Origin of the sequence: Comamonas sp. Z1, from assembly GCF_008121555.1 — a bacterium.
Classification (GTDB): domain Bacteria; phylum Pseudomonadota; class Gammaproteobacteria; order Burkholderiales; family Burkholderiaceae_C; genus Comamonas; species Comamonas thiooxydans.
In genome coordinates, this window is record NZ_VOQT01000001.1 from 466205 (window position 1) to 488408 (window position 22204).

The following is a 22204-nucleotide window of genomic DNA, read 5'->3' on the forward strand; positions in this document are numbered from 1 at the left end:
CTAAATTTTGTTGAGATATCAACCAATAAAACGCAGCTATAGTGCAAGCACAGATGCGTCAGTGTAGAAAAATCAGTTGAGATATCAACCAATATTTACCCTAAGTTGGCATAGATTGCATGAAGAAAAAAAAGAAACTCGACCTTGAGCGCTACGCGCCGGCGTTACTGGCCTTCATCGCGAACAAGCTGTCCTCCGGGGCATCACAGGTCTATCGAGAGAACTTCGATGTAGGCATCGTCGAGTGGCGTGTGTTGTCCATGCTGGCGGTGGAGAACCACATTCCTGCGCAGCGGATATGCCAGGTAGTCGGACTGGACAAGAGTGCGGTGAGCAAATCTGTTCAAGTTCTGCAAAACGCAGGTTATGTGCAGTCGCAAGTTGATGCGGTAGACGCGAGGCGATACACCCTCAGCCTCACCGCAGAGGGCCAACATTTGCATGATCAGATCTTCGATGTGGCAAAAGAAAGAGAGCGTCGCCTTCTGCAAACGCTGACACATGAAGAAGTGGAGTTGCTGATCGATATGCTCAACCGTCTCCACAAGCAAGTTGATCACGTCAACGCGTACAGGCCCTAGGGATACAAAGCCACGTCGCTTCGCTGCGCGGCTTAATTCAGGTGCTATAGCTGTCTGCTCCGGGTAAGCATCACCCCTGTCGCTGAGCGCAGAAGCGGCAGTTCGATTCAGTACGCACCTAGTTGCACCGTCGAGTGACTGGCTCCAAAGATAGAGCAGCCGTTGTAGGTCCTGCCGACCCTCAGCAGAATTTCGGATGCTGCAAATACTGCGGGATGAGAGCATCAAGCTGACAGCTCATGAGCGTGCAACTGCGGCCCCAGGGCACGCAGGCCTCCGGCAGCATGCAATGGCAGGTGATAAATCTCGTGGAAGCAATTGACGTACTTCGGTAAGCGGCCATTCCAACTCTTAATCCTGGGACCTGCTTCTGCCCGATTGCGACTGTCGCCGTTCAACACAAAACAGCCGTTCCGACGTGAAATCGCCAGCAAGCGTATGACATGATTCAGCGCCACCCTCGTCGCATGCATACCCTAGCTCGCGCGCTGCTTCTCGCAGGCTGTGCGCTTTCTTATCTGCCGCTGTCCACCAACATCCCTCCGCCATGGCCACCGCCGTTCCCCTTCAGCTCCGCCCTTTCATGACCGTGGATGTCTTCACGGCCGTTCCCTACTGCGGCAACCCCGTGACTGTGGTGCTTGATGGACGCGGCCTTGACGATGCACAGATGCAAAACTTTGCGCGCTGGACCAACTTGTCCGAGACCACCTTTGTCCTGCCCCCGACGGACGCGGGCCGCGCCCAGGGGGCCGACTATAGGGTGCGCATCTTCACCCCGGCCGCCGAGATGCCGTTTGCCGGCTACCCGACGCTGGGCACCTGCCACGCTTGGCTCGCCCAGGGCGGAGTCCCCAACCATTCCGAGCGCATCGTGCAAGAGTGCGCCAAGGGCCTGATCCCCATCCAGCGCTCGATCCACGGCCTGGCGTTCGCCACTCCGGCCCACCAGGCCCTGCCCCTGCCTGACCATTTGCACCTGATCTACGAGGCTCTGGGCATAGACGCAGCCCAGGTACAGGATGCCGCCTACCTGGACAATGGAGCACAGTGGCTGTGCCTGCTGCTGGACAATACCGACAGCGTTCTCGGCCTGGAGCCCGACTTGGCACGTATCAAGGCCCTGGGCCACAAGGTGGGGGTCGCTGCTCTGTATCAGACCGCCAATGCGATGCCACTGATTGGCGGCGCCTGCCAGGAGATACAGACACAGCTGGAGGTGCGCGCCTTTTCCAGCACCGGAGTGGAAGACCCGGTCACCGGCAGCCTGAATGGCAGCCTGGCTCAGTGGCTAATCGCCCAGGAACATGTGCAGGCGCCCTACATGGCAAGCCAAGGGACCCGCGTGGGCCGCAATGGCCGAGTGTCCGTGCAGCAGGATGCACAACAACAACTGTGGATTGGAGGCCACACAGTCACCTGCATGCAAGGCACAGTCCAACTGTAAGAGCAGCAAACACTAGCAACGGCTGGTGCCGAACTTTTTACAGAGATATCCATGTAACTTCACCAACTATGCCTGCCTGGCTGCAGTTCACTTCAGAAAGCTTTCCACCAGTCGCGCAAAATAGCTGGCACCGACAGGAATCAGCGCATCGTTGAAGTCATACGAAGGGTTGTGCACTTGGCAAGGTCCAGGTCCATGGCCGGGCAAACGGTGCTCGCCCTCTCCATTGCCCAGCAATACGTAGCAACCGGGACGCTGTTGAAGCATGAAGGCAAAGTCCTCGGAGTTGGTAAGCCGGGGCGCATTGTCATCGACCTGTTCAATTCCAACGACCTCCCGCATGACGGATACCGCAAATGCAGTTTGTTCCGGGTCATTGACCAGCGCCGGATAGTTACGTTCAAAGTGCAACCGCGCTTCACAGCCATAAGCGATGGCCGAACCTTGCACGATATGCTTCATGCGCTGCTCGATCATGTCCAATGTACTGGCGCTTTGCGTGCGCACGGTGCCACCCAGCCAGGCGCCGTCCGGGATCACATTGACGGCATCACCGCCGTGAATCTGGGTAACGGATAGCACCGCTGCGTCGTCAGGTGTGCGGTTGCGCGAAATGATGGTCTGCAAACCGATAAGGATCTGGCCTGCACACATCAGCGGATCCACACCAGTGTCAGGCTGTGAGGCATGGGCTCCCTTGCCTTGGACATCAATGCGAAAGCGATTGCTGGAGCTCATGAAAGGACCAGCTCGCACGCCAAAGCTGCCTACAGCCCGTCCTGGTGCATTGTGCAGCCCGAAGACGGCATCACAGTCAAAGCGCTCAAAGAGGCCATCTTCAATCATGGCGCGGGCACCGGCCTGCCCACCTTCTTCAGCGGGCTGGAATATACAGTGCAGCGTGCCGTCAAACTTGCCGCTTTGGGCTAGATGCCAGGCAGCCGCCAACAATGTTGCCGTGTGCCCGTCATGGCCACAGGCATGCATACGGCCTGCATGCTGCGAACGGTGTTCGAAGGTATTGAGTTCCTGCATGGGCAGAGCATCCATGTCTGCACGCAGGCCTATGCTGCGCCCTCCCGATCCGCGCCTGAGTGTGCCGACTACCCCCGTGCCGCCCACGCCGCGCGTGACTTCATAGCCCCAGTGCAACAAGTAGTCGGCTACCAGCGCGCTCGTGCGCTCCTCTTGAAAGCCCAGCTCAGGATGGGCATGCAGGTCACGACGGATCTGACGGAATTCAGGGTTGTCGGCAATGGCTTGAATAATTGGCATGGTGCGCTCTTATTGCAGTTTCACGCTCAAGCTACGGGCCTTGGCCTGGTCACGCGCGATTTGATCGGCAAACTGGCTCTGCTCCGCCGCTGTCGCCACTTGCATGCCCATGGCCGTCAGTTGCTCGGGAACGCCTTTTGATGCAAGAGCAGCTTCCAACGCCGTCTTCAGACGAGCGAGACGATCTGGTGCTACGCCCTTGGGAGCCAAGAGCCCCATCCAGCCATTCATCTCCAGGCCTTTGACGACCTTGCCTTCGTTGAGCGTGGGAATATTCTTGATCATGGGTTGTCGCTGCAGACTCGCCACACCCAGAACCTTGATGCGCCCGGCTTCTATATGCGGCAGAGCCGTAGCGGGCACCATTACGGCCAAGTCGATCTGGCCACCCAGCAAGTCCGTCAGCAGGGGGCCTGCGCCTTTGTACGGCGCATGCAACATCCGCACATTGGCACGTTGCTGCAGATCCTCCATCACCAGATGCTGCATGGTGCCCATGCCGGGACTGCCATAGCTGATCGAATCTGGCTTGGCTCGCAATGCAGAGATCACGCCATCCAGGTCATTCGCAGGTAAATCCTTGCGGGCGACCAGCAGCGGCGAGTTCGAGCTGATAGGACCGACAGGTGCGAAGTCTTTGGTGCCATAGCGCACGTTTTTGTTGAGCATGGGCACCAGCACCACATCGTTGATGGAGCCAACCAGCAGCGTGTACCCATCCTTGGCGGCATTGGCTACCTTGGCTGCGCCCAGAGCTCCGCCAGCGCCACCCAGGTTTTCAATGACCACAGGCTGGCCCAGTTCAGCCGACAGCCTGGGCTGCACCACACGGATGGCAGCATCAATGGAGCCGCCCGAGGCGAACGGAACAACCAAGGTAATGGGCTTCTCTGGAAAGCTTTCCGCCATGGCAGAGGCAGCCAATGCCCATAAGGCGCAGGCGGCGGCCGTAGTGCGAATCAGGCTACGGGCCAATGAGTGAGGCGCAGAGGTCATGACATGTCTCCTTTTATTGATGGCGAAACTCGATAGCGGGTAGGGAGAAGTCTGGGGCAGAACATCCATCCTTTAAGTGCTAAATTGCATTGAGCTATGCAATCTATGACTACCTCGCACTTACCCAGCTCTGGGCGTTCTTCTGCCTTGCTCAATCGTCTGTTGGCACGCACGCGGCTGCGACAGCTGCAACTGCTCGTGTTGATTGCCGACCTGGGCAGCATCCAGCGCGCTGCCGAGGTTGTGGGGCAAACACAGTCGTCAGCAACCAAAGCCTTGTCGGAGCTTGAGCGGATGGTGGGTTTGCCGCTATTCGAGCGCCATGCGCGCGGAGTACGCCCCACTTTGATCTGCCGCGACCTTCTGCCGCTATTGCGCAACATGCTGGGCTCGCTCAATGGCTGCGCAGAAATGTTGGCGGCAGCCGCCGAAGGCGTGCAGGGGATACTCAGTGTCGGAGCCATCACAGGGGCTCTGTCGGGGTTCCTGGGTCGAGAACTTCCGCCATTCCTTCAGCAGCATCCGCAACTGCGTGTGGAGGTGGTGGAAGACAGTCACCATGCTCTGTTAGCTGGGCTGGCGGCGCGCACGCTCGATATGGTGCTCGTACGCGCGCCCGCGGCTGCTATCAGCGGAACGCGTTTTGTGCCGCTGCTGCAGGACGAAGTGGTTGTGGTGGCAGCCCCCACCCATCCGCTGCATCGAAAACGTAACCTGCACGCAAGCCAGCTGCTTGAGCAGCAATGGGTTCTGGCACCACTATCCACGCAGATGCATGAAGCTTTCGAGCGTCTGTTCGAGTCTTGCGAACACCTCCCAGAGCGCTCGCCTCTCATCACGCGATCTCTGCCCATGCTTTTGGAGTATTTGCGCGCCACGTATGCGGTGGCGCTAACCCCTCTGAGCGTGGTTCAGCCCTTTGTCCAGGCTGGTTGGCTGAAGGTGCTGGCTCTGCAGTTTCCCCGCACATTGGCAGCAATCGGCTTGTTGCTACCTGAAACTCCCGAAAAGCATGGAGTGGATATGCTGGCGGAGTTCTTGATGCATAGGTCGCAATAAAGGCCTGTCATCACCACTTCACTGGGGGGGCAGATCGGCGGCCAGCATTTGCCTCAATGCCTCCGTGGAGGCTGACTCCTGCCGTGGCAACCAGACCAGATGCGTGGTCACTTCTGCGTAGCGTCTGGGCAGGGAAAGCACCTGCAACTGTGGTTCAGCATGTACGACCTTCAAGATGGAGCGCGGCATGATGCCAATGCCCGTACCGGCTGCAATGCAAGCCACGATGGCGTGGTAGGACGCCATCTCCAGAATGCGGTGAGGAGCAGCTCCGGTACTGGCAAACCATTCCTCCAGGATTCGCCGGTACGAACAGCCTGCAGGGAATGCAATCACTGTGCAACGTGACAGCTGTTCCGGATCCAGCACACCGGTAGCCGAGCGTGCAGCAATGAGCACCAGTTCCTCATCGAATGCTTTCTGGGTCGCCAGCTCCGGTGCAGTGAAGGGCTCAGAAATCAGCGCTGCATCCACTTCATAACGCTGAACCATGTCCAGCAACCGTGATGTGGATCCGGTAACCAGTTCAATGAACACATCCGGGTAGCGCTCATGAAATCGGGATAGGAACGGGGGGAGTCGCGCCGCAGCCGTGCTCTCCAGTGTGCCCAGTCGCAGCGTACCCTGCGGCGCGCGAAGCAGCATCGCGGACTCGGCCTCTGACGACAGTCGCAGTATCCGTTCGGCGTAGCCGCGCAGCACCTCGCCTTCGGCCGAGAGCTTGAGCCGGTTGCCATGCCGCAGAAAGAGTTGCACGCCCAAGCGCTCCTCCAGATTGCGGATGCGCGTGGTGACATTGGACTGCACGCGGTTCATCTGCCTGGCAGCCTGGGTGACACTACCGGTATCCACAACAGACTTGAAGAACGCCAGCGATTCCAGATCAATCTTTCTCATTTCAAGATTCTCTCATCATTGAAATTCAGTATTCATGATGGTTTTGTTTCACTAAAGTGTGAGGTCTTGCCACCTTCCCCCATTTCTCGTGGACTATCAATCTTTGCTGCTGATCCAGGCGGGCACACCGCCCGAGGACATTCGAGCCATCACAGGCGATCTTCCCCAGTGGTTTCTGACAGCCATCGGCTGCAGGCCCGAAACCATTGACATAGTGAAGGTGTATGAAGGGGAATCTCTGCCCGAGCCCGGACAGCACCGTGCGGCGATCATCACGGGCTCGTGGTCCATGGTGACCGATCAGCACCCCTGGAGCGAAGCGACAGCCAAATGGATACGGCAGGCTGTGACACAGGGGATGCCGCTCATGGGCGTTTGCTATGGGCATCAGCTTATGGCCCACGCACTGGGAGGAATCGTGGATTACCACCCTGACGGCAGAGAGATGGGATGTCTGGAAATCGAACAGCTCTCGGCTGCAGAGCCGGACGCCTGGCTCGCCGGATGCCCACCTCGCTTCCAGGCTCACCTCACACATCTTCAGACCATCCTGTGCTTACCCAATGGAGCCAGGGCACTGGCTCGCTCAGCTCACGATCCTCATCAGATCGTCCGCTACAGCCCCACCGCAGTGTCCGTGCAGTTTCATCCAGAGTTCACATCGGAAGTCATGGCGGCCTGCATCAATGCGAGAACGCAACTGCTTCGCGCGGAAGGTCTAGATCCAGCGGCCATGCTGCAAGGCGTTAGCCCCACACCAACGCCGTTGATGCTGCTCAGGCGCTTCATCGAAACCCATGCTGGAACCGCTCCAGCAGGCAATGCAGCAGCCTCGCTGAATGCAGCCATGGGCAAGCACCCGGAATTACCTCAATGAACAGCGAAATGAAGAAACTCGGCCTCATTGGTGGCATAGGCCCGGAGTCCACCGTGGCCTATTACCGAAAGATCATTCACGGCGTTCAGACACAGGTAGGCAAGGAGAATCTGCCTCGCCTGTCCATCGAAAGCCTCAACGCTTTCAAGGTATTCAGCCTTTGTCGTGCACGCGAGTTTGACCAGCTTGCCGACTACGTGCTCGGCGCAATTCACTGCCTGGCCGCCGGTGGTGCGGACATGGTGGGGCTGACTGGCAATACGCCCAACATCGTTCTGGACCGCATACTTCCGCTGTCGCCGATTCCCATAGTGAGTGCCATTGACGCCACCTGCAATGCGGCAAAGGAGCGAGGTGCGCAAAGAGTCGGTTTGCTGGGTACTGTGTTCACCATGACGAATACATTCTTCAAGACACCTTTTGAAGATCGGGGCATACAAGTTATCGTGCCCGGTGAGCATCAGATTGCGCGCATCCAAGCCAAGATCGAGGCCGAGCTTGAACACGGCCTTGTCAAAGAGAACACCCGACAGGAGTTCGTCGCCATCATTCAGGATTTGCAGCAACGCGAAGGTATCGACCATGTAGCACTCGCTTGCACTGAACTGCCTCTGATCCTTAGTGACAGCAACAGCCCTGTTCCTTGCCTTGATACCGTCGAAATTCACGTAGAGGCTTTGATTCGTGCGGTGCTTTCTAGCTGAGCTTGCTTCAGGCCCAGCTACCCACGTTCTTGCGGTCTGCTCTGGGTCGACCAGCGACAGCCACAATCCGTCAGAAGCAGACGCCCAGAAAATTTCCTTGACCGACTGCTTTTACCTGTGGACTGCAGCAAGGTGAGCGAGAATTTCGCGTTCGTCCTTTTCTGACAAGCTCTGATTCTTGAATCACCACCACAGGCTGGACTGGTCTTCAATCCAATCGGGTCGAAGCTCAGACTAATCGACACGAGTAACAAGTATTGGCCTCTTGCGCCACTTTACTCATCCGCATGCTCGGTACTTATCAAAGTTGCAAATGTGCTGGCATTTGCGCTAGTGACGATAGTTGCGCCTCTGTCATCCATAGGCAGTTTCACTTCCGGTTGGCACTGTTGCATAAATCAGTGCCGTGCCAGACTGGTCAAGCAGAACTGGATAGCTGCATGCGAGAACTGCGGCTACGCCCACGTTTGCCGCTGATAGCGGCAAACCATGACATATCCTTGTCCAACAAGATGGTCAGGGAGCCTCGCGCCTTGAGCACTGCGTTGTACTGTTTCCAGTGGTTTGTGCGATAGCGGGGGACTGACTCACCGTCCGAGGCTACCCGACGGCAGAAAGCGATTTATGCAACAACGCTGCAAGATGTGGTTCTTCCTGCTTAATCACGACGCCAGCCAAGGCCTCCAGAAGTGTCATCCCCGCCTGCCCACAGCGGCATGCTTCCCGGACCTTGATACGCTCCACGCCCCCATTCATAGCGCATATCACTGCGTCCCATCGTCCGCTGGACACCTTGCTCTGACATGTGTCCGGCATCACGCCCCGGCATCATCGAGCAACCCGCCAGCGTACTGACTACTGCTGCAATTAAAAGTAGCGCTTTCATGACAACTCCTTGAGAAGAAGGAGTCTTCAAGGCTATTCCTGGGGCGTGTGCCCACTGTAAATTCTTGTTGAACGGCTACTTTGCTTACCTAATTCATACAACAGTCAGTATTGATGCGCTCTGTTTTTTGAAGCTTTGAAGCCATAAAACTTGGCTGTCTACCTGATGTCGAGACTGATCGGCTCTTTCTGGCAGGCTGATGAGCCCTTTGTTCCAGTGAAGGCACTGCGCGACGAATTCGTGTGCCCAGGCACGCATGCCGAGCGGCCGGACGAAAGGGCCGTGCAGTGCCTCGAAGCAAAAGCTTGACCCTGCCACTCACCTACATGTTCTGAGCGCCATAGAAGGCACCATCACCTCCGGTCCAAGGACGCCCATTGTCGTCATGCATCCAGCGATCCCGGTCGCCGATCATATTCATGCCGCCCATCGTCTGGCTGGAACTCTCGGCAGGCATAGACCCGGAACTACGTCCCGGCATCATTGAGCATCCTGCCAGCATGCTGGCAAGTGCCGCGATTAAAAGTAGCGCTTTCATAGCAACTCCTTAAGAACGTGGAGCATTGCAGGCTAGTCTTGCCGCGCGCGCTGCATGTAAGTTCTTGTTGAACTTCCTGTTTGCCTACCCAATTCGTGCACCGTCCCGGCTCAAGCGGGCTTTATTTGTTTCTGGATCGCAATGTTCAGGAGCATGATCATTTACCGCAGTGTCGTAGGTCGGCATGTCGAGTTGAAGGCGCCAGGAAACACTTCTACCGATATAGCCTTCCGATGGCTCTGGGTCACCTTGCCGTATGCACCGTTAGCGATCAGTTCGACCCAAGCTTTGTCAGGTCACCCACCGTAATTTTCCGGGGCCGGAATTCGGGCAAACTGTTATTTGCAACAACCAATCGCACTTTGGCGACCATTAACCGGCAATGGCTCACTCCCCTGAAAAAACACGCGGACCACCTTTGTGGGGCCCTAGGTCTTCATCGCCTCTTGCCAATGAAACTCAGCATTTCGAACGCTGGCGCAAGCGCACCTGGCAGTTGCACGCTTCGGTCCTATTGAGCCATCTATATGCCTTCATGCTATTTCTCGGCCACTGCTGGGCAGGCTACGTGCCGTTGCATGCAGTGCTGCTGTATGGGCTCTGGATAGGTGCAGGGATGGCCTTCATCACCTGGGCCTACGCCAGTGGCTGGAGCCAGACTCAGAGTGACCCTGGCTTGTTCTTCTGGCACCAACTGGTCTCGGTTACAGGGGTGCTGGGCTTGCTTGTCGCAGCTCCTCAGGTTGCGTTCCAGGCGCTGGTTATGCTTCTGGTCTTCAGTACCGACGGCTTTCTCGCGCCGCGGCGTACAAGTTTCTGGATGACCTGGAGTTGCACGCTCATTGCAATTGCGCTGGCTGTTTACTGGGCAGGGCCACAGATGCGCATGACCACCGACACCCTCATCGGGCAGTTCCTCACTGTCGGCGTCATGCTCGGAGCAGTCGTCCGATGCAGCGTGCTGGTCACCTACTTTCGTGGCATGCAATATCGACTCAGTGCGAGTAATGAAAAACTGGCCCTCGCGCTGAAGCAGATTGAAAACTTGGTGCGCAACGATGACTTGACGGGACTGGCAAACCGCCGAGGGGTCATGGATCGACTGCAACAATGTATTCATGCGGCTCAACGCAGAGACGCCCCGTTTTGCATCGCATTGCTTGACATTGATTTCTTCAAACAGGTCAATGACCGTTACGGTCATGAAGGAGGAGATCAAGTGCTTCGAGCCTTTGGGCAACTTCTGTCTTCGCAGATTCGTGCAACCGATTGCGCTGGTCGTTACGGCGGAGAGGAATTTCTTCTGGTGCTCTGTGATACACCATTGGCCCAGGCAGGAGTGCTACTCGAAAGAATTCGCGAAAGCACAGAAGCACTCCCGTGGACACAGTTAGTGCACAAAGATCTGCGAGTGACATGTACGTTGGGTGTGACTCAGTATCGACAGGGAGAAACCGCAGAAGCCCTCATCTCGCGCGCTGATGCTGCTATGTATCGAGGCAAGGCCGCTGGACGCAATCGCGTAGTTCTCGCCTAGTTCAAATCTTTCGCTTGCCAAGACCCTGAGCCGTCAGATCGCTTCCTTGTGAATGGTCATTCCCGCCCACCGCCATCAAGCACTTTGCGCTTCTTGATGCGGTCATGGACGCCAAGAGCCTGGACGATGCAGCTTTCCTTGGTACAGGAGGTGCCATTGCCAGGGACAAGCCCTCGCGCCTGACTACCGATCTGATTGAGGCACAGGGAGGCGAAGGCCGCGCCCGGAGATAAAACATGCCATGCGAACAGCCGTTTTCAACATCCACTTATCGAGCCCTTCCTGCCATGCAGCGGAATTTTGTGTTTGGAAAAGCACATGCACCCGAGGTTCATGAATCGCCACTGCCTTGCTGGACTTGTTGCAAGAGCAGGTACTGAGGTCATTTGAATGTTTACGGCTTGGCATCTACGTCGCTGGAGTTCGATCAATATCTCACTACCGATGCATGTGGCATGCTTGGCACCATTCACATTTTTTAACCGTGGAGGCTCAATGAAGATGAATATGCCGTGTATCCGCCCTCGTGTGGCAGCCTTGCTGCTTGGAGTTTCAGGTCTAGCGGCCGTGTCCAGTTCCTGGGCATGCACACGGCTGGTATTTCACGGCGCCAACGGCCACGTGATCACCGCACGATCCATGGACTGGAAGAGCGACATCGTCAGCAACCTCTGGGTACTGCCGCGAGGCATGCAGCGCACTGGCGAAACCGGCCCCAATACTGTGCGCTGGACGTCCAAGTACGGCAGCATCATCACTTCAGGCTATGACATTTCCACTACCGACGGAGTCAACGAAGCCGGTCTGAATGCCAACCTTCTATGGCTCGTCGAGTCGCAATACCCTGCATTTGGCACCAATAGCAAGCCAGGCTTGTCGATTGCCGCCTGGGCTCAATATGTACTGGACAACTTTGCAACAGTGCAGCAGGCGGTAGCTGCGCTAAGTAAGGAACCATTCACCCTCGTATCCGACACCATGCCCGGTGAAAACCGGCTGACAACCGTACACCTTTCAATCTCTGACTCCAGCGGCGATAGCGCGATCGTGGAATACATCGCAGGCAAGCAAGTCATTCATCATGGTCGCCAATACCAGGTCATGACAAACTCGCCAACCTTCGACCAGCAACTGGCGCTCAATGCATACTGGAAACAGATTGGAGGCACCACAATGCTGCCTGGCACCAACCGTGCAGCAGACCGCTTCGCCCGCGCTTCGTTCTACGTGAACGCAATACCCAAGGATCAAAGCCCGAACAAGGCGCTCGCCAGCGTGTTCAGTGTGATTCGCAATGCCTCCGTGCCGTACGGCCTTAATACTCCGGAAGAGCCCAATATATCCTCCACCCGCTGGCGCACCGTGTTTGATCACGAGCGCAAGCTGTATTTCTTTGAGTCGGCACTGACACCCAACACATTCTGGGTGGACCTGAAGGCACTGGACTTCAGCAAGGAAAAAGGCAAGGTCATGAAGATCGATCTGGGACCGGACCAGAATCATACTTATTCAGGGGATGCCACTGGCCAATTCAAGGCATCCGAGCCGTTTAAATTTCAAGGCATCTGATCATTTCCCAGCCAATGATTCTGCCCTGATACAAACCCGCATCGTGCGGGTTTTTCTTTCTGGAGCGCGATGTTTCAGCCAATGCTGACGGTCCGCCAACCCCGCTTCTGAGTTACCACAGTCCTACCGCAAAAAGGCGTACCGACCTCATCCACTTGCACTCAGCGCACCCCAAAAGATCCCTGACTGACCAGCAAGCAGGAACCCTTCAATGGGCGCGTATCCCTAGTCCCATCAGACGATTTCCCTCAACTCCGCCACTTCAAGAATCCGGCTGAAGAGTTGCTCGATCTTCAACGGCTGCATCGTCCTTGATGCGCAGATTGGAGTGCAGGAGCATCAAGCCAGACCGAAGAATCTTGATGCGTCTGAATGTTCTGGGTCCCTATCGCAAGGAAGTGGCATGTCGTATACGTTGACTGGTTTTGAAGGCAAAGTGGCCGTGGTCACCGGTGCAGGCCGGATGCGCAGCATCGGTCGCCCCATTGCACTGGCATTGGCGCAGGCGGGTTGTGATGTTGTCCTGACAGGCACGGGCCGCGCCCCCGACACCTATCCGGAAGATGAGCGCAAAGCGCATTGGCGAGATATCGAATCGGTGGCGGATGAAATCCGTCAGCTCGGGCGCCGCGCCCTGCCTGTGGTCTCCGATGTCAGCAACCCAGTGTCCATCGATGCATTGCTTGCACGTACGATTGCAGAATGGGGACGTGTGGATTTTCTGATCAACAACGCGGGCGCAACCCGCGGCGACGACCGCATCCCGGTGACGGAGCTATCCATCGATACATGGCATCGGGTGATGAATGTCAACCTGAACGGAACCTTCTATATGTCTCGTGCGTTCGCAAAACAAATGGGGGCACAGGGAGAAGGCGGCGTCATCATCAATATCTCGTCGCTGGCAGCGCAGCTGCTGGCACCCGACACTGGCGCCTACGCCACCACCAAGGTGGCCATCAATGGCCTGACCACCATCATGGCGCGAGAGCTTGGCCCCAAGAAGATTCGCGTGAATGTCGTGGCTCCCGGCATCGTGGAAACAAGTCGTCTGGATGATGTGCCTCGCGGCAAAGTGTGGGACGACATGATCGCCGGCTACATCTCTCTGGGTCGGGCAGGTACCGGCGAAGATATCGCCCACTTGGTCGCATTCCTGTGCAGCGACCAAGGCGAATGGATCACCGGTCAGAACATCTACGTCGACGGCGGCCATCTGCCAACGCCACGACGCCCAACATGAATTAACTGCACTCCAACCGTGAGCCGCATGAGTGGGCTCTGACAAGCCACCTCAACCAACAGACAGGCTCGCCATCGCGCGAGCTTTTGCTTCCTGGAGCACCATGCGCACTGCACCACTAAGCAAGCCCCATACCCTCTGCAGCCGCTTCGCAAGGTACAGAGCGGGCTGCTGCAGCCGCCAAGGCCGAATGGCTTGACGCCCAGATTCAGGAAGCAAGAAAGATTGCCGCCCGATTCCTTCATGAGCACAGAGAGCCTGGCACAGGTCTCACATCACTCTATCGAGCTTGAATATCACCGACGCGGATGACGACAGGCCCCTGACCTTGATTGTGCTTTGTCGCAGCCAGCCCATGAATTGCTTGCCAATGGGCTCTGTATGCAGCCAGGTTCTGCCCCGCTCCAGCAAGTTCCTTGGCTCTCGTCAGGCGCTCAAGCGCATCGCCACTGATAGCTGCTGATCGAGCCTCACCGTTGGTCCTGTACTCAAACACAACCCTGCGCGGGCTCATTTCATACGTTGCGCCGGCATCCATTCGATCCATACATGCCTCACTGAATTAATCAGCAATAGTTTACCCATAGCTCTCCACTATGTGGATTTTACTTTCTGGAGTCCTGTACTCGACACTCAATCTGGTAAGCGCTGCGGCAGCTGCCATTCATCCATCTCCTCCAGCTTTCAAGAAGGCCAGGGACGAGCACCGCCCTGCAGCCACTGTCGACAAACACCCCGGCCCGTCGCGTGCTTTTCTCATTCGAGGAGCCGAAATGGAAAGCAAGATACCCGACCATGCCGCAAAGCATTGCAAACAACTGCCACCCTGTTCCCCAGCATGCAGCCTGCGCAGGCAACCCAGCCGACAGTGCTCGATGCTCTCGCCTCTGCAGCAAGCGCACTAAGCGACTAACAGAAAGACTGCGACCGGCATTCGACAGCTCCAGACGTCGGTGGCGCATCTGCCTTCGCATTCAAAGCTGATTTCAACCTTGCAGGCAGCGTCTCCGCCGTGATAGTGCCGACCTTTAAGGCATGACCCAGCCAGTGAATGACGACTTCAAGCATCATGACTGCGACTCCAACAAGCATGAGGCGATGACGGATGCAAACCCCAGGCTGACAACAGCTTCCCGCTAGGCACAAGAAACAGCCCGCAATGCGGGCCTTTTTTGCCTGCTTTCCGGGCTGGAATCAATGATTGCCCAACCAGGCCACACTGTTGAGAAAGAGTCGCACCAGTTCGGTCTGACGACGTACCCCGGTCTTGGAGAAAATGGAGCGCAAATGGGCGCGGGCGGTATTGGGTTTGATACCCAGGGCCTCGGCCGCCTCCTCCAAAGACATGCCGTTGCTCAGATGCGTGGCCACTGCTGTCTCTGCAGGAGTCAGATGGAAAAGCTGCTGCGTGAGCTTGACGGGCGGCTCTGCCTTCCCCGTCGTATCACGCAGAAAAACCGCTACGCTGGTACGCTGCTTGCCTTCGGTCCATTCATCTGGAGAGATGCTTTGCACCACCACGCCCCAGTTGAGTTGACCGGACTGGCGAGTGATGGACATGCCCTCGGTCATGGAGACGCTCTCCAGCCTGGGAGAGAGCAAGGCATCGCGGATCAGACGCTGCAGCCGGCGATTGTCATTGGCATAGACGGCCTCGAGCGCACCGTTGTTGACCCGTATTCCATCGCCCACGTTCAGAATGGTGGTGGCTGCTGGGTTGGCCTCGATCAGCTTCCCCGTCTGATCGAGAATGACCACGCCCATCATCAGCTGCGCAGTGGCACGCCCGTATAGCGAAATGACCTGCCTGTCACGATGCAGATTCAGCTGCATGTTCAACACCCGCTTGAGGTGCGGCACCAACATGCGCACCACGTCCAGATGTGTTGACTCGAATGCTCCCGCCGCCGTAGGCCGCGTGATACGCCAACCATAGGAGCAGCCGTTATCGGTCATGACATCCACGGCCAGAATGTGCTCGATGTTCACCCCCTTGCACCAGTCGGTGTAGTAGCGACAGGAATGCCATTCGGCCTCCGTCATCACATCCGACAGGGTGAGCACCTTGTCCTTGGCGATACCGAGAAACGGGCTCCATTGCGCATAGGGGTCGTAAGGAATGACTTCGGAGCGACCGCTCGATGCTGAAATCACCCAGCCCACATTCTCACCATGAGGGTCGCGCACCACGAGTGAGGCGTAGTTGCCATTGGCACTTGAGCGCAGCAGCTCCAGAAATACCTTCCAGTTCTGCGGGTCCATGGCTGACTCGTACAGCGCAGTAATCAGTTGACTCAGGGCTTCGGTACCGATGACCGAGGCCTGTTCCGGCGAAGAAGCGGCCTCAGTCTCCACGGCATACGGGACGGGAAAGCCGGTGACGGCCTGAAGAGCATCCGAGCGATAGTTGTAGAAATCAAAAGTTGCGTAATCGCTTTTGGGCATTTGCTGTCTCAAAAAATCCGGCCCATCAAATAACGCACAGTTACTCAACTCTGCGCGCGTTCTTCATTGATGCACGCACCCGGAAGTCGGCCCAAGAAATGCCTTGATTTTGCTGAGCCCCCACAAACTGCGCATCGTCAAATCAGACGATAGGAAACCTAGCAAAAAAGCATGTCCTCCAACTATTGCAGACCTGCAATATGAATGCCACTGGCATCGTCATCCGACGAATACGGCTGAACTCTCGGCTCCTGCTCGGATGCACCCAGTTCCAAGCGCTTTCGGAATTGCTCCGCAGGCAAGGCTGGCGAGCACAGATAGCCCTGAAAGTAGTCACCCTGTAACTGCTCAATTGCCTGGCATTGCTCCTGCGTTTCCACGCCTTCTGCCACAAGTTCCACACCCAATGCCTGCCCCATGCTGATGATGGCGCCCACAATGGCCTTGTCTCCCGCATCGTGCGGCAGGCCGCGCACAAAACTCTGGTCGATCTTGATCTTGGAGATCGGCAGTTTTTTCAAATAAGCCAAGCTCGAATAGCCGGTACCGAAGTCGTCAATGACCAGGCCCACACCCAGTTCTGCGATCTGATGCACGCGCAAAGCCATTTCCTGCGCCTCCTGCAGCAAAATGCTCTCGGTCAGTTCCAGCTCCAGCCACTGTGCCGGCAAGCCGCTGGCTTCCAGCACATATTTGAGTCGGTCCACAAAGTCCGGCTGCCTGAACTCCAGCGCGGAGACATTCACCGATACCTTGACGGGCATGCCCATAGCCAGCCAGCGCGCCGCCTCTTGTACTGATTGCTCCAGCACCCAGGCATCCAGCGCAACCACATAGCCGGACTCCTCCGCCAAGGGAATGAAGGCTGCGGGAGAGATCACCCCCAGTTCGGGGTCCGTCCATCGAAGCAAAGCCTCTGCCGCCACGATGCGACCCGAACGGATATGTACCTGTGGCTGAAAGTGCACGGCCATATGCCCCTTGTCCAGCGCCTGGCGCATGGCATGCTCCAGCTTCATGCGCGAGAGCAGACCCGCACTCATTTGCGGCTGGTAGAAACTGAAATTGCCGCGTCCACGCTCCTTGACACGATACATGGCGATATCGGCCTGACGAATCAGCTCGTCCAGCGTCAAACCATCCGCCGGAAATTGCGCAGCCCCAATGCTGCACTGAACGGAAAAGCCCAGACCGTCAAGCATGAAGGGCTGGCGCATTTCGTCCAGAATACGGGCGGCCACGGCCGAAGCCCCTTCCCCCGTGCAATCATGCAGATAGAGAACAAATTCGTCCCCGCCCTGACGGCACAGCACATCGGCAGGGCGCAGCAGTCCGCTCAGCCGCTGAGCAACCAGCTTGAGCACCCGGTCGCCGAAGTCATGGCCCAGTGAATCGTTGATGATCTTGAAACGGTCCAGATCCAGAAACAGAATGCTGAAGGGCTGCTGTGTGAAGCGCGCCGCAGTGATGGCGGCTTGCACGTGACGGCTCAAACTCAGGCGATTGGGCAGCCCTGTCAACGCATCACTGTAAGCCAGCTGCTCAATCTGCTTTTGGGCACTGCGCTGCATGGTCATGTCGCGCATAAAGCCAATGCTTTGTACCAGACGCCCATAGCCGTCACGCAATGCCACCCAGGACAACCAGACCGCGCAGCGCTGACCTTCACTCTGCTTGAGCCAAAGATTGCCCTCCCAGAAGCTGCCCACATCCCAGCGCGCAGCGGCCAGCTCCAGCAGGTCGGACACAGGCCCTCCCTCGGACTCGAACAGAGTCCAGGCAGCGAGCCCCAGCACCGCCTTGCCATGCAGCAACTGCCCGCCAGCCGGGTTGACCTGAACGATGACACCATTGGCATCGGCAATGAAGATACCGTCCAGGCTGGACTCGAACACTCTTGCAGCCAGACGCAGTTCTGTCGCCGAGCTGGATTCCACCGTGATGTCTCGATAGGAGTAGATACGCCCTATCGCCACACCGCGGCTGAGCTGAGGCACGGAGCGGCGCTCCAGAACCCTGCCACTGAGCAGCTGCAGTACCTCCGAGGTTTCAGGAGCCGACAGGTCCTGCGCATCCTGTAGAAGAGTGAACTGACTCTCGCTGCTGATGGTCTGCGCTTCCAAATGGGCAAAGACGGCCGCATCATCTCGCTGCACGAGCAGTGGTTCGGGTAGTTGCCACAGCTCCGCGAAACGGTGATTGAATGCCCGAATGCCGCCGCGCAGATCACAGACCAGCATGCCATCTGCAGCGGACTCAAGCGTCGCCCGCAACTCTGCAAGCAGCATGTCCAGTTCGCTCTCGTGCCGCAACTGCTCGCTGCGGTCGAGCATGGTGAGCATCAACCAGCGTGGATTCAGGGCGATGGAGCCCACCGCCATCTCCACAGCTGTCAATGAACCATTGGCTGTACAGATTTCTGTGAGAAATTTTGCCCCACCCACCCAGTTTGAGGCATCCTGCCAAAACGCCTTTTGCACCAGAGAGGCGCACAGCACATCGACATACTGCTCCTGCGCCTGCTCGGGCGTGTAGCCTGTGAGCTGCATACTGGCTGCATTGGCATGCACGACACGCAATGTCTGCGCATCCAGCAGCCAGACCGCCTCCTGCAAACCATCGAGCATGGAGGCAAGCAGAGGGTCAATCAGAAAACTCTGCTGCAAAGTCACGCGAGGTCTTTCTCGGCAGCAGGTGCTGCAGAACTGTCAAAAAAGTAGCAAAGACGCCTTTGCGGCTGTAAAGCTTCTAACGCATTTCGAGAAAGCTGATTTCGCGTCAAGCCCCGGCGAATACCCAAACCCACATATTCAAGCAAATCTACGAACCGCAGCTTCTGCGGCGCCTGCATGTCATAGGTCAGCACCTGCGGCTTGAGCGACTGGCTGGTGTTGACAGACACCACCACGCCCATCCGCCCATCGCTTAGTTCCACCAAAGAGCCCGGCGGATAGACCCCCAAGGTCTGCACGAATGCCTTGAGCACATCGGGCGCATATCGCTGGCGATACTGTCCATACAGTGCAGCCATGGCTTCATGAGGCGTCATTTCGTTGCCTTGCAATGGCAGATTGCACAAGCGCTCAAAATTATTGACCAGCGCCAGGATCTGTCCGGCAATGTCCATATCTTCGGCCAGCAAGCCAAGTGGAAAGCCTGACCCATCGGCCCATTCATGATGCTGGGCGATGGCCGTCGTGACGGAAGGAGGATAGCCCATGGATAGAGCCAATGCCACCGACTCTCCGACATGACGCGCATACACGGTCTCTCGCAGAGGCGTGCGGCCCGTGCCCTGATTCAGTGCATTGGCCGATGCGGAAATTTCAAGCCCCGGCTTGCCGATGTCATGCAACAGGGCCGCCGTGCCCAGATCCGTCAATACGTCATCGCACAGGCCCAGCGTCTTACCCAGCAACAGGCTCAGCACGGAGACGTTGACACCATGTACGCCAAAGGTGGCGCCCCCCGTATCCGCGAGCAGATGCAAACTCAGATCACGAGCCTGCGCCAGTTTGACGACTTGCTGTGCAACCAGCATATCCGTCGTTGTCCGCGCCTTCTCGGGGTTGACAGGCAACAAGGCCTGCACGTCATCAAATACGGAAACCGCGCCCAGAAACCTGGACTGCACGCCCAAAATACTGTTACGCCATGCATGCGCATCGTTCTCAGGGGGGACAGGAGCGGGTTGAGGGTCTGCGGCCGGAGGTGCTGCCGCTTCCTCCAGATCGCTTCTCGATAGATCGACCTGAACTGCCTTGAGCTTCAGGGTCCTAAGTGTCTGCAACTGCTCGTCATTGACAATCTTGAAACTGCTGACGGGAAACGGATGGCGCAACCAGCCGGTCTCCAGATGGACATACATGCCGATACGCAGTTGTCCGATATCAATAGCAACGAAACGATTCACTTTGAGCGCTACACACAAGATAAGACATTATTCCGCAGTTCCATGACTGCTCAAGCATGACTAGGGTCTGTTGGGATGCAAACAGCATCAACAATCCCCTCTTGTGTGACTTATCGGCACCAAAGGCTGGGTTTGTAGACCAGGTCCATCCACAAAGCCCAACTCGCAACGCCAATCAGCATCAGACCTGCAACTCTGGTGCCCCATCTGGCCCGCAATGCATTGACATGCGACTGTCCCAGTTGCCACAGCCAGGGACCCGCCAGCAGCCACAGTGCACCACCAACGGCAAAGGCTGCCATGGACAAAGCCCCTTGCCAGGCGCCGCCACTCAAGGCCGCCACCAACACAGCCGAATACAGCAAACCACAAGGCATCAGTGCCCAGGCAAAGCCTGCTGCCAGACTGCCGCCTGGCGCGGTGACCCAGGGCTGAACCCTGACCCAGACGGAACGCCCCGCCCGCTCCAGCCAGGCTGGCTGCCGCGCCTGCACCACCATGGCCAGTCCCCAGGCCATGACCGCCACATGCATCAGCGTCCAAAGTCTCTGCAATGCCGTTGTCTGACTGGTCAGCCAGGCCAGGCTTTCCATAGCCACGGCCGCGATCCCGCCCAGCAGGGCATAGGCAGCGATGCGCCCCAGATGAAACAGGCTGGTACGCAGCCATTGGCGTTTTTGCAGGCCGAGCACGACAACTGGCTGCCCGCCGCCGACAGGCTTCGCTGCTGTGACCACACTGCAGGGGGCAGCACACATCACAAGACAATGGGGCCCACCCACGAGCCCCATGATCAAAGCAGTCCAGACCAGCGAAAACAACATGCGCTAGATGATGCGCGAAAAGCGGGCGCGGTTCCGGTCGGCCTGCAAATATCGGTCAAACAGCATGGCTACTCCGCGCACAAAAAACCAGCCCAGGCCAGTGACCTTGAAGCCCTCGGCGGACAGCTCGACCAAGCCGTTGCGCTGCATCTCTGCCAGCGCATCCAGCTCCGCAGCGAAGTATTCGCGGAAATTGATAAGCCAGGCCTGCTCCATGGGCTCATACAGGACGGAGCCCTGGCACATGATGGACATGATGACGGCTCTGCGCACCAGATCGTCACGTGAAAGTGCCAGTCCGCGCTGCACGGGCAACATGCCGCCATCGACGGCATCGTAATACTCTTCAAGAGTCTTGACGTTCTGGCTGTAGGTCGCGCCCACCTTGCCGATAGCCGATACGCCCAGTGCAATCAGATCGCAATCAGGCTGGGTGCTGTAGCCCTGAAAATTGCGATGCAGGCGCCCCTGGCGCTTGGCAATGGCCAAAGAGTCGTCAGGCAGCGCAAAGTGGTCCATGCCTACATAGACATAACCGCCATCCATGAATGCATCAATTGCGCCGGAGAGCATGTTCAGCTTGTCCTGCCCCATGGGCAGGTCTGCCGATTCGATGCGCCTTTGCGGCTTGAAGCGCTCGGGCAGATGCGCATAGGCATACAGTGCAATGCGATCGGGGCGCAGCTCATTGACCTGTGCCAGCGTGCGCGCAAAAGACTCGGGCGTCTGCCTGGGCAAACCGTAGATCAGGTCCACATTGATGGAGACAAAGCCCAGGCGGCGCGCCTCGGCCACCAGCGCAAATACTTGCTCGGCGGGCTGCTCGCGGTGCACCGCTTTCTGCACCGCGGGATCAAAGTCCTGCACGCCAAAGCTCAGGCGATTGAACCCCATGTCCTTGAGAGCTCTCAGCCGCTCGTTGCTGACGGTGCGCGGATCGACCTCGATGGAGTACTCGCCCGCGGGATCCAGCTTGAAATGTTCACGCATCAAGACCATCAGCTGCTGCAACTCGGCATCGCTGAAAAAGGTCGGTGTGCCTCCGCCCAGATGCAGCTGGCTTACGAGCTGGCCTTTGCCGCAATGCTCGGTATGCATGGCCAGCTCGCGGCTCAAGTAGTCCAGATACTCGGCAGCCTTCTCATGATGCTTGGTCACGATCTTGTTGCAGGCGCAGTAATAGCAAAGCGACTCACAGAACGGCACATGCACATAAACGGACAGGGGCAAAGCGCGCGAGCCAGAATGCGTCTTGCGCTGCTTGAGTGCCAGTATGTAGTCGTCTGCACCAAAAGCCTCAACAAAACGGTCGGCTGTTGGGAACGATGTGTAGCGTGGGCCGGGGATATCAAAGCGGCTCAGCAACTCAGGCGTGACTGCGGTCATAACTGGGAGTTAGGGTGCGCCCACACT

The 22204-nt window shown here is 57.4% G+C and carries 19 protein-coding genes and 1 pseudogene; 10 read left to right on the forward strand and 10 right to left on the reverse strand.

The window, feature by feature from the left end; genetic code table 11:
• The first annotated feature begins 119 nt into the window (after positions 1-119).
• Both FSY45_RS02065 and FSY45_RS02070 read left to right on the forward strand, forming a co-directional pair.
• Entirely contained in the window at positions 120-581 is a 462-nt protein-coding gene (locus tag FSY45_RS02065; protein ID WP_003063067.1) for a MarR family winged helix-turn-helix transcriptional regulator, read from the forward strand.
• Positions 582-1128: 547 nt separating this feature from the next.
• Positions 1129-2028 carry a PhzF family phenazine biosynthesis protein gene (locus FSY45_RS02070; protein WP_046461917.1) on the forward strand — a complete coding sequence of 300 codons (900 nt, stop codon included), beginning with the start codon at positions 1129-1131 and terminating at the stop codon, positions 2026-2028.
• Between the two features lie 87 nt (positions 2029-2115).
• Here FSY45_RS02070 and FSY45_RS02075 read toward each other — a convergent pair whose 3' ends face one another.
• Together FSY45_RS02075 and FSY45_RS02080 are read right to left on the reverse strand one after the other, a co-directional pair.
• The gene (locus FSY45_RS02075) at positions 2116-3303 is read right to left on the reverse strand and encodes a M20 aminoacylase family protein (protein ID WP_003063076.1); all 1188 of its coding nucleotides are present in this window, start codon (positions 3301-3303) and stop codon (positions 2116-2118) included.
• Positions 3304-3312: 9 nt separating this feature from the next.
• A complete protein-coding gene (locus FSY45_RS02080) occupies positions 3313-4299 on the reverse strand; it encodes a tripartite tricarboxylate transporter substrate binding protein (protein WP_046461916.1) in 987 nt (328 codons plus the stop codon).
• 105 nt (positions 4300-4404) lie between these two features.
• Between FSY45_RS02080 and FSY45_RS02085 the strand changes: the two genes are divergently transcribed.
• Entirely contained in the window at positions 4405-5358 is a 954-nt protein-coding gene (locus FSY45_RS02085; RefSeq protein ID WP_223305718.1) for a LysR family transcriptional regulator, read from the forward strand.
• A gap of 18 nt (positions 5359-5376) precedes the next feature.
• Here the strand turns inward: FSY45_RS02085 and FSY45_RS02090 are convergent, their stop codons facing one another.
• Positions 5377-6255 (reverse strand): LysR family transcriptional regulator, encoded by an 879-nt coding sequence (locus tag FSY45_RS02090; protein WP_046461915.1) that lies wholly within the window; start codon positions 6253-6255, stop codon positions 5377-5379.
• 103 nt (positions 6256-6358) lie between these two features.
• On the opposite strand from FSY45_RS02090, the gene FSY45_RS02095 reads away from it, so the two are divergent.
• Together FSY45_RS02095 and FSY45_RS02100 are read left to right on the forward strand one after the other, a co-directional pair.
• Positions 6359-7132 (forward strand): glutamine amidotransferase, encoded by a 774-nt coding sequence (locus FSY45_RS02095; protein WP_080944497.1) that lies wholly within the window; start codon positions 6359-6361, stop codon positions 7130-7132.
• Positions 7129-7836, forward strand: coding sequence for an aspartate/glutamate racemase family protein (locus tag FSY45_RS02100; protein WP_223305708.1), 708 nt, complete (start codon positions 7129-7131; stop codon positions 7834-7836). The genes FSY45_RS02095 and FSY45_RS02100 overlap by 4 nt, the downstream gene beginning before the upstream one ends.
• Before the next feature lie 416 nt (positions 7837-8252).
• On the opposite strand, the pseudogene FSY45_RS02105 reads toward FSY45_RS02100, so the two are convergent.
• Positions 8253-8458: pseudogene (locus FSY45_RS02105) on the reverse strand (transposase); the annotation flags it as partial.
• Between the two features lie 414 nt (positions 8459-8872).
• Between FSY45_RS02105 and FSY45_RS27735 the strand changes: the two are divergent.
• Complete coding sequence (locus FSY45_RS27735) at positions 8873-9031, forward strand: hypothetical protein (RefSeq protein ID WP_003063090.1); 159 nt, start codon at positions 8873-8875, stop codon at positions 9029-9031.
• 13 nt (positions 9032-9044) lie between these two features.
• Here FSY45_RS27735 and FSY45_RS02115 read toward each other — a convergent pair whose 3' ends face one another.
• Positions 9045-9260, reverse strand: coding sequence for a hypothetical protein (locus FSY45_RS02115; protein ID WP_003063093.1), 216 nt, complete (start codon positions 9258-9260; stop codon positions 9045-9047).
• 616 nt (positions 9261-9876) lie between these two features.
• Between FSY45_RS02115 and FSY45_RS02120 the strand changes: the two genes are divergently transcribed.
• From FSY45_RS02120 to FSY45_RS02130, 4 genes are all read left to right on the forward strand, one after another.
• On the forward strand, positions 9877-10797 hold the full coding sequence (locus FSY45_RS02120) for a GGDEF domain-containing protein (protein ID WP_003063096.1): 921 nt from the start codon (positions 9877-9879) through the stop codon (positions 10795-10797).
• A gap of 104 nt (positions 10798-10901) precedes the next feature.
• On the forward strand, positions 10902-11030 hold the full coding sequence (locus FSY45_RS28145; RefSeq protein WP_370512833.1) for a hypothetical protein: 129 nt from the start codon (positions 10902-10904) through the stop codon (positions 11028-11030).
• Between the two features lie 262 nt (positions 11031-11292).
• Positions 11293-12366 carry a linear amide C-N hydrolase gene (locus FSY45_RS02125; RefSeq protein ID WP_046461914.1) on the forward strand — a complete coding sequence of 358 codons (1074 nt, stop codon included), beginning with the start codon at positions 11293-11295 and terminating at the stop codon, positions 12364-12366.
• A 403-nt stretch (positions 12367-12769) separates the two neighbouring features.
• Complete coding sequence (locus FSY45_RS02130) at positions 12770-13609, forward strand: SDR family NAD(P)-dependent oxidoreductase (protein ID WP_046461913.1); 840 nt, start codon at positions 12770-12772, stop codon at positions 13607-13609.
• Positions 13610-14803: 1194 nt separating this feature from the next.
• Here FSY45_RS02130 and FSY45_RS02140 read toward each other — a convergent pair.
• The 5 genes from FSY45_RS02140 to hemN form a co-directional block, all read right to left on the reverse strand.
• On the reverse strand, positions 14804-16054 hold the full coding sequence (locus FSY45_RS02140; RefSeq protein ID WP_148747896.1) for a LuxR C-terminal-related transcriptional regulator: 1251 nt from the start codon (positions 16052-16054) through the stop codon (positions 14804-14806).
• 182 nt (positions 16055-16236) lie between these two features.
• The gene (locus FSY45_RS02145) at positions 16237-18726 is read right to left on the reverse strand and encodes a bifunctional diguanylate cyclase/phosphodiesterase (RefSeq protein ID WP_080944493.1); all 2490 of its coding nucleotides are present in this window, start codon (positions 18724-18726) and stop codon (positions 16237-16239) included.
• Complete coding sequence (locus FSY45_RS02150) at positions 18723-19967, reverse strand: HD-GYP domain-containing protein (RefSeq protein ID WP_255443173.1); 1245 nt, start codon at positions 19965-19967, stop codon at positions 18723-18725. Before FSY45_RS02150 ends, FSY45_RS02145 begins: the two co-directional genes overlap by 4 nt.
• Before the next feature lie 110 nt (positions 19968-20077).
• Entirely contained in the window at positions 20078-20791 is a 714-nt protein-coding gene (locus FSY45_RS02155; protein ID WP_046461911.1) for a sulfite exporter TauE/SafE family protein, read from the reverse strand.
• Between the two features lie 3 nt (positions 20792-20794).
• Positions 20795-22177 (reverse strand): oxygen-independent coproporphyrinogen III oxidase, encoded by a 1383-nt coding sequence (gene hemN / locus FSY45_RS02160; RefSeq protein ID WP_012837929.1) that lies wholly within the window; start codon positions 22175-22177, stop codon positions 20795-20797.
• Positions 22178-22204: the final 27 nt, after the last annotated feature.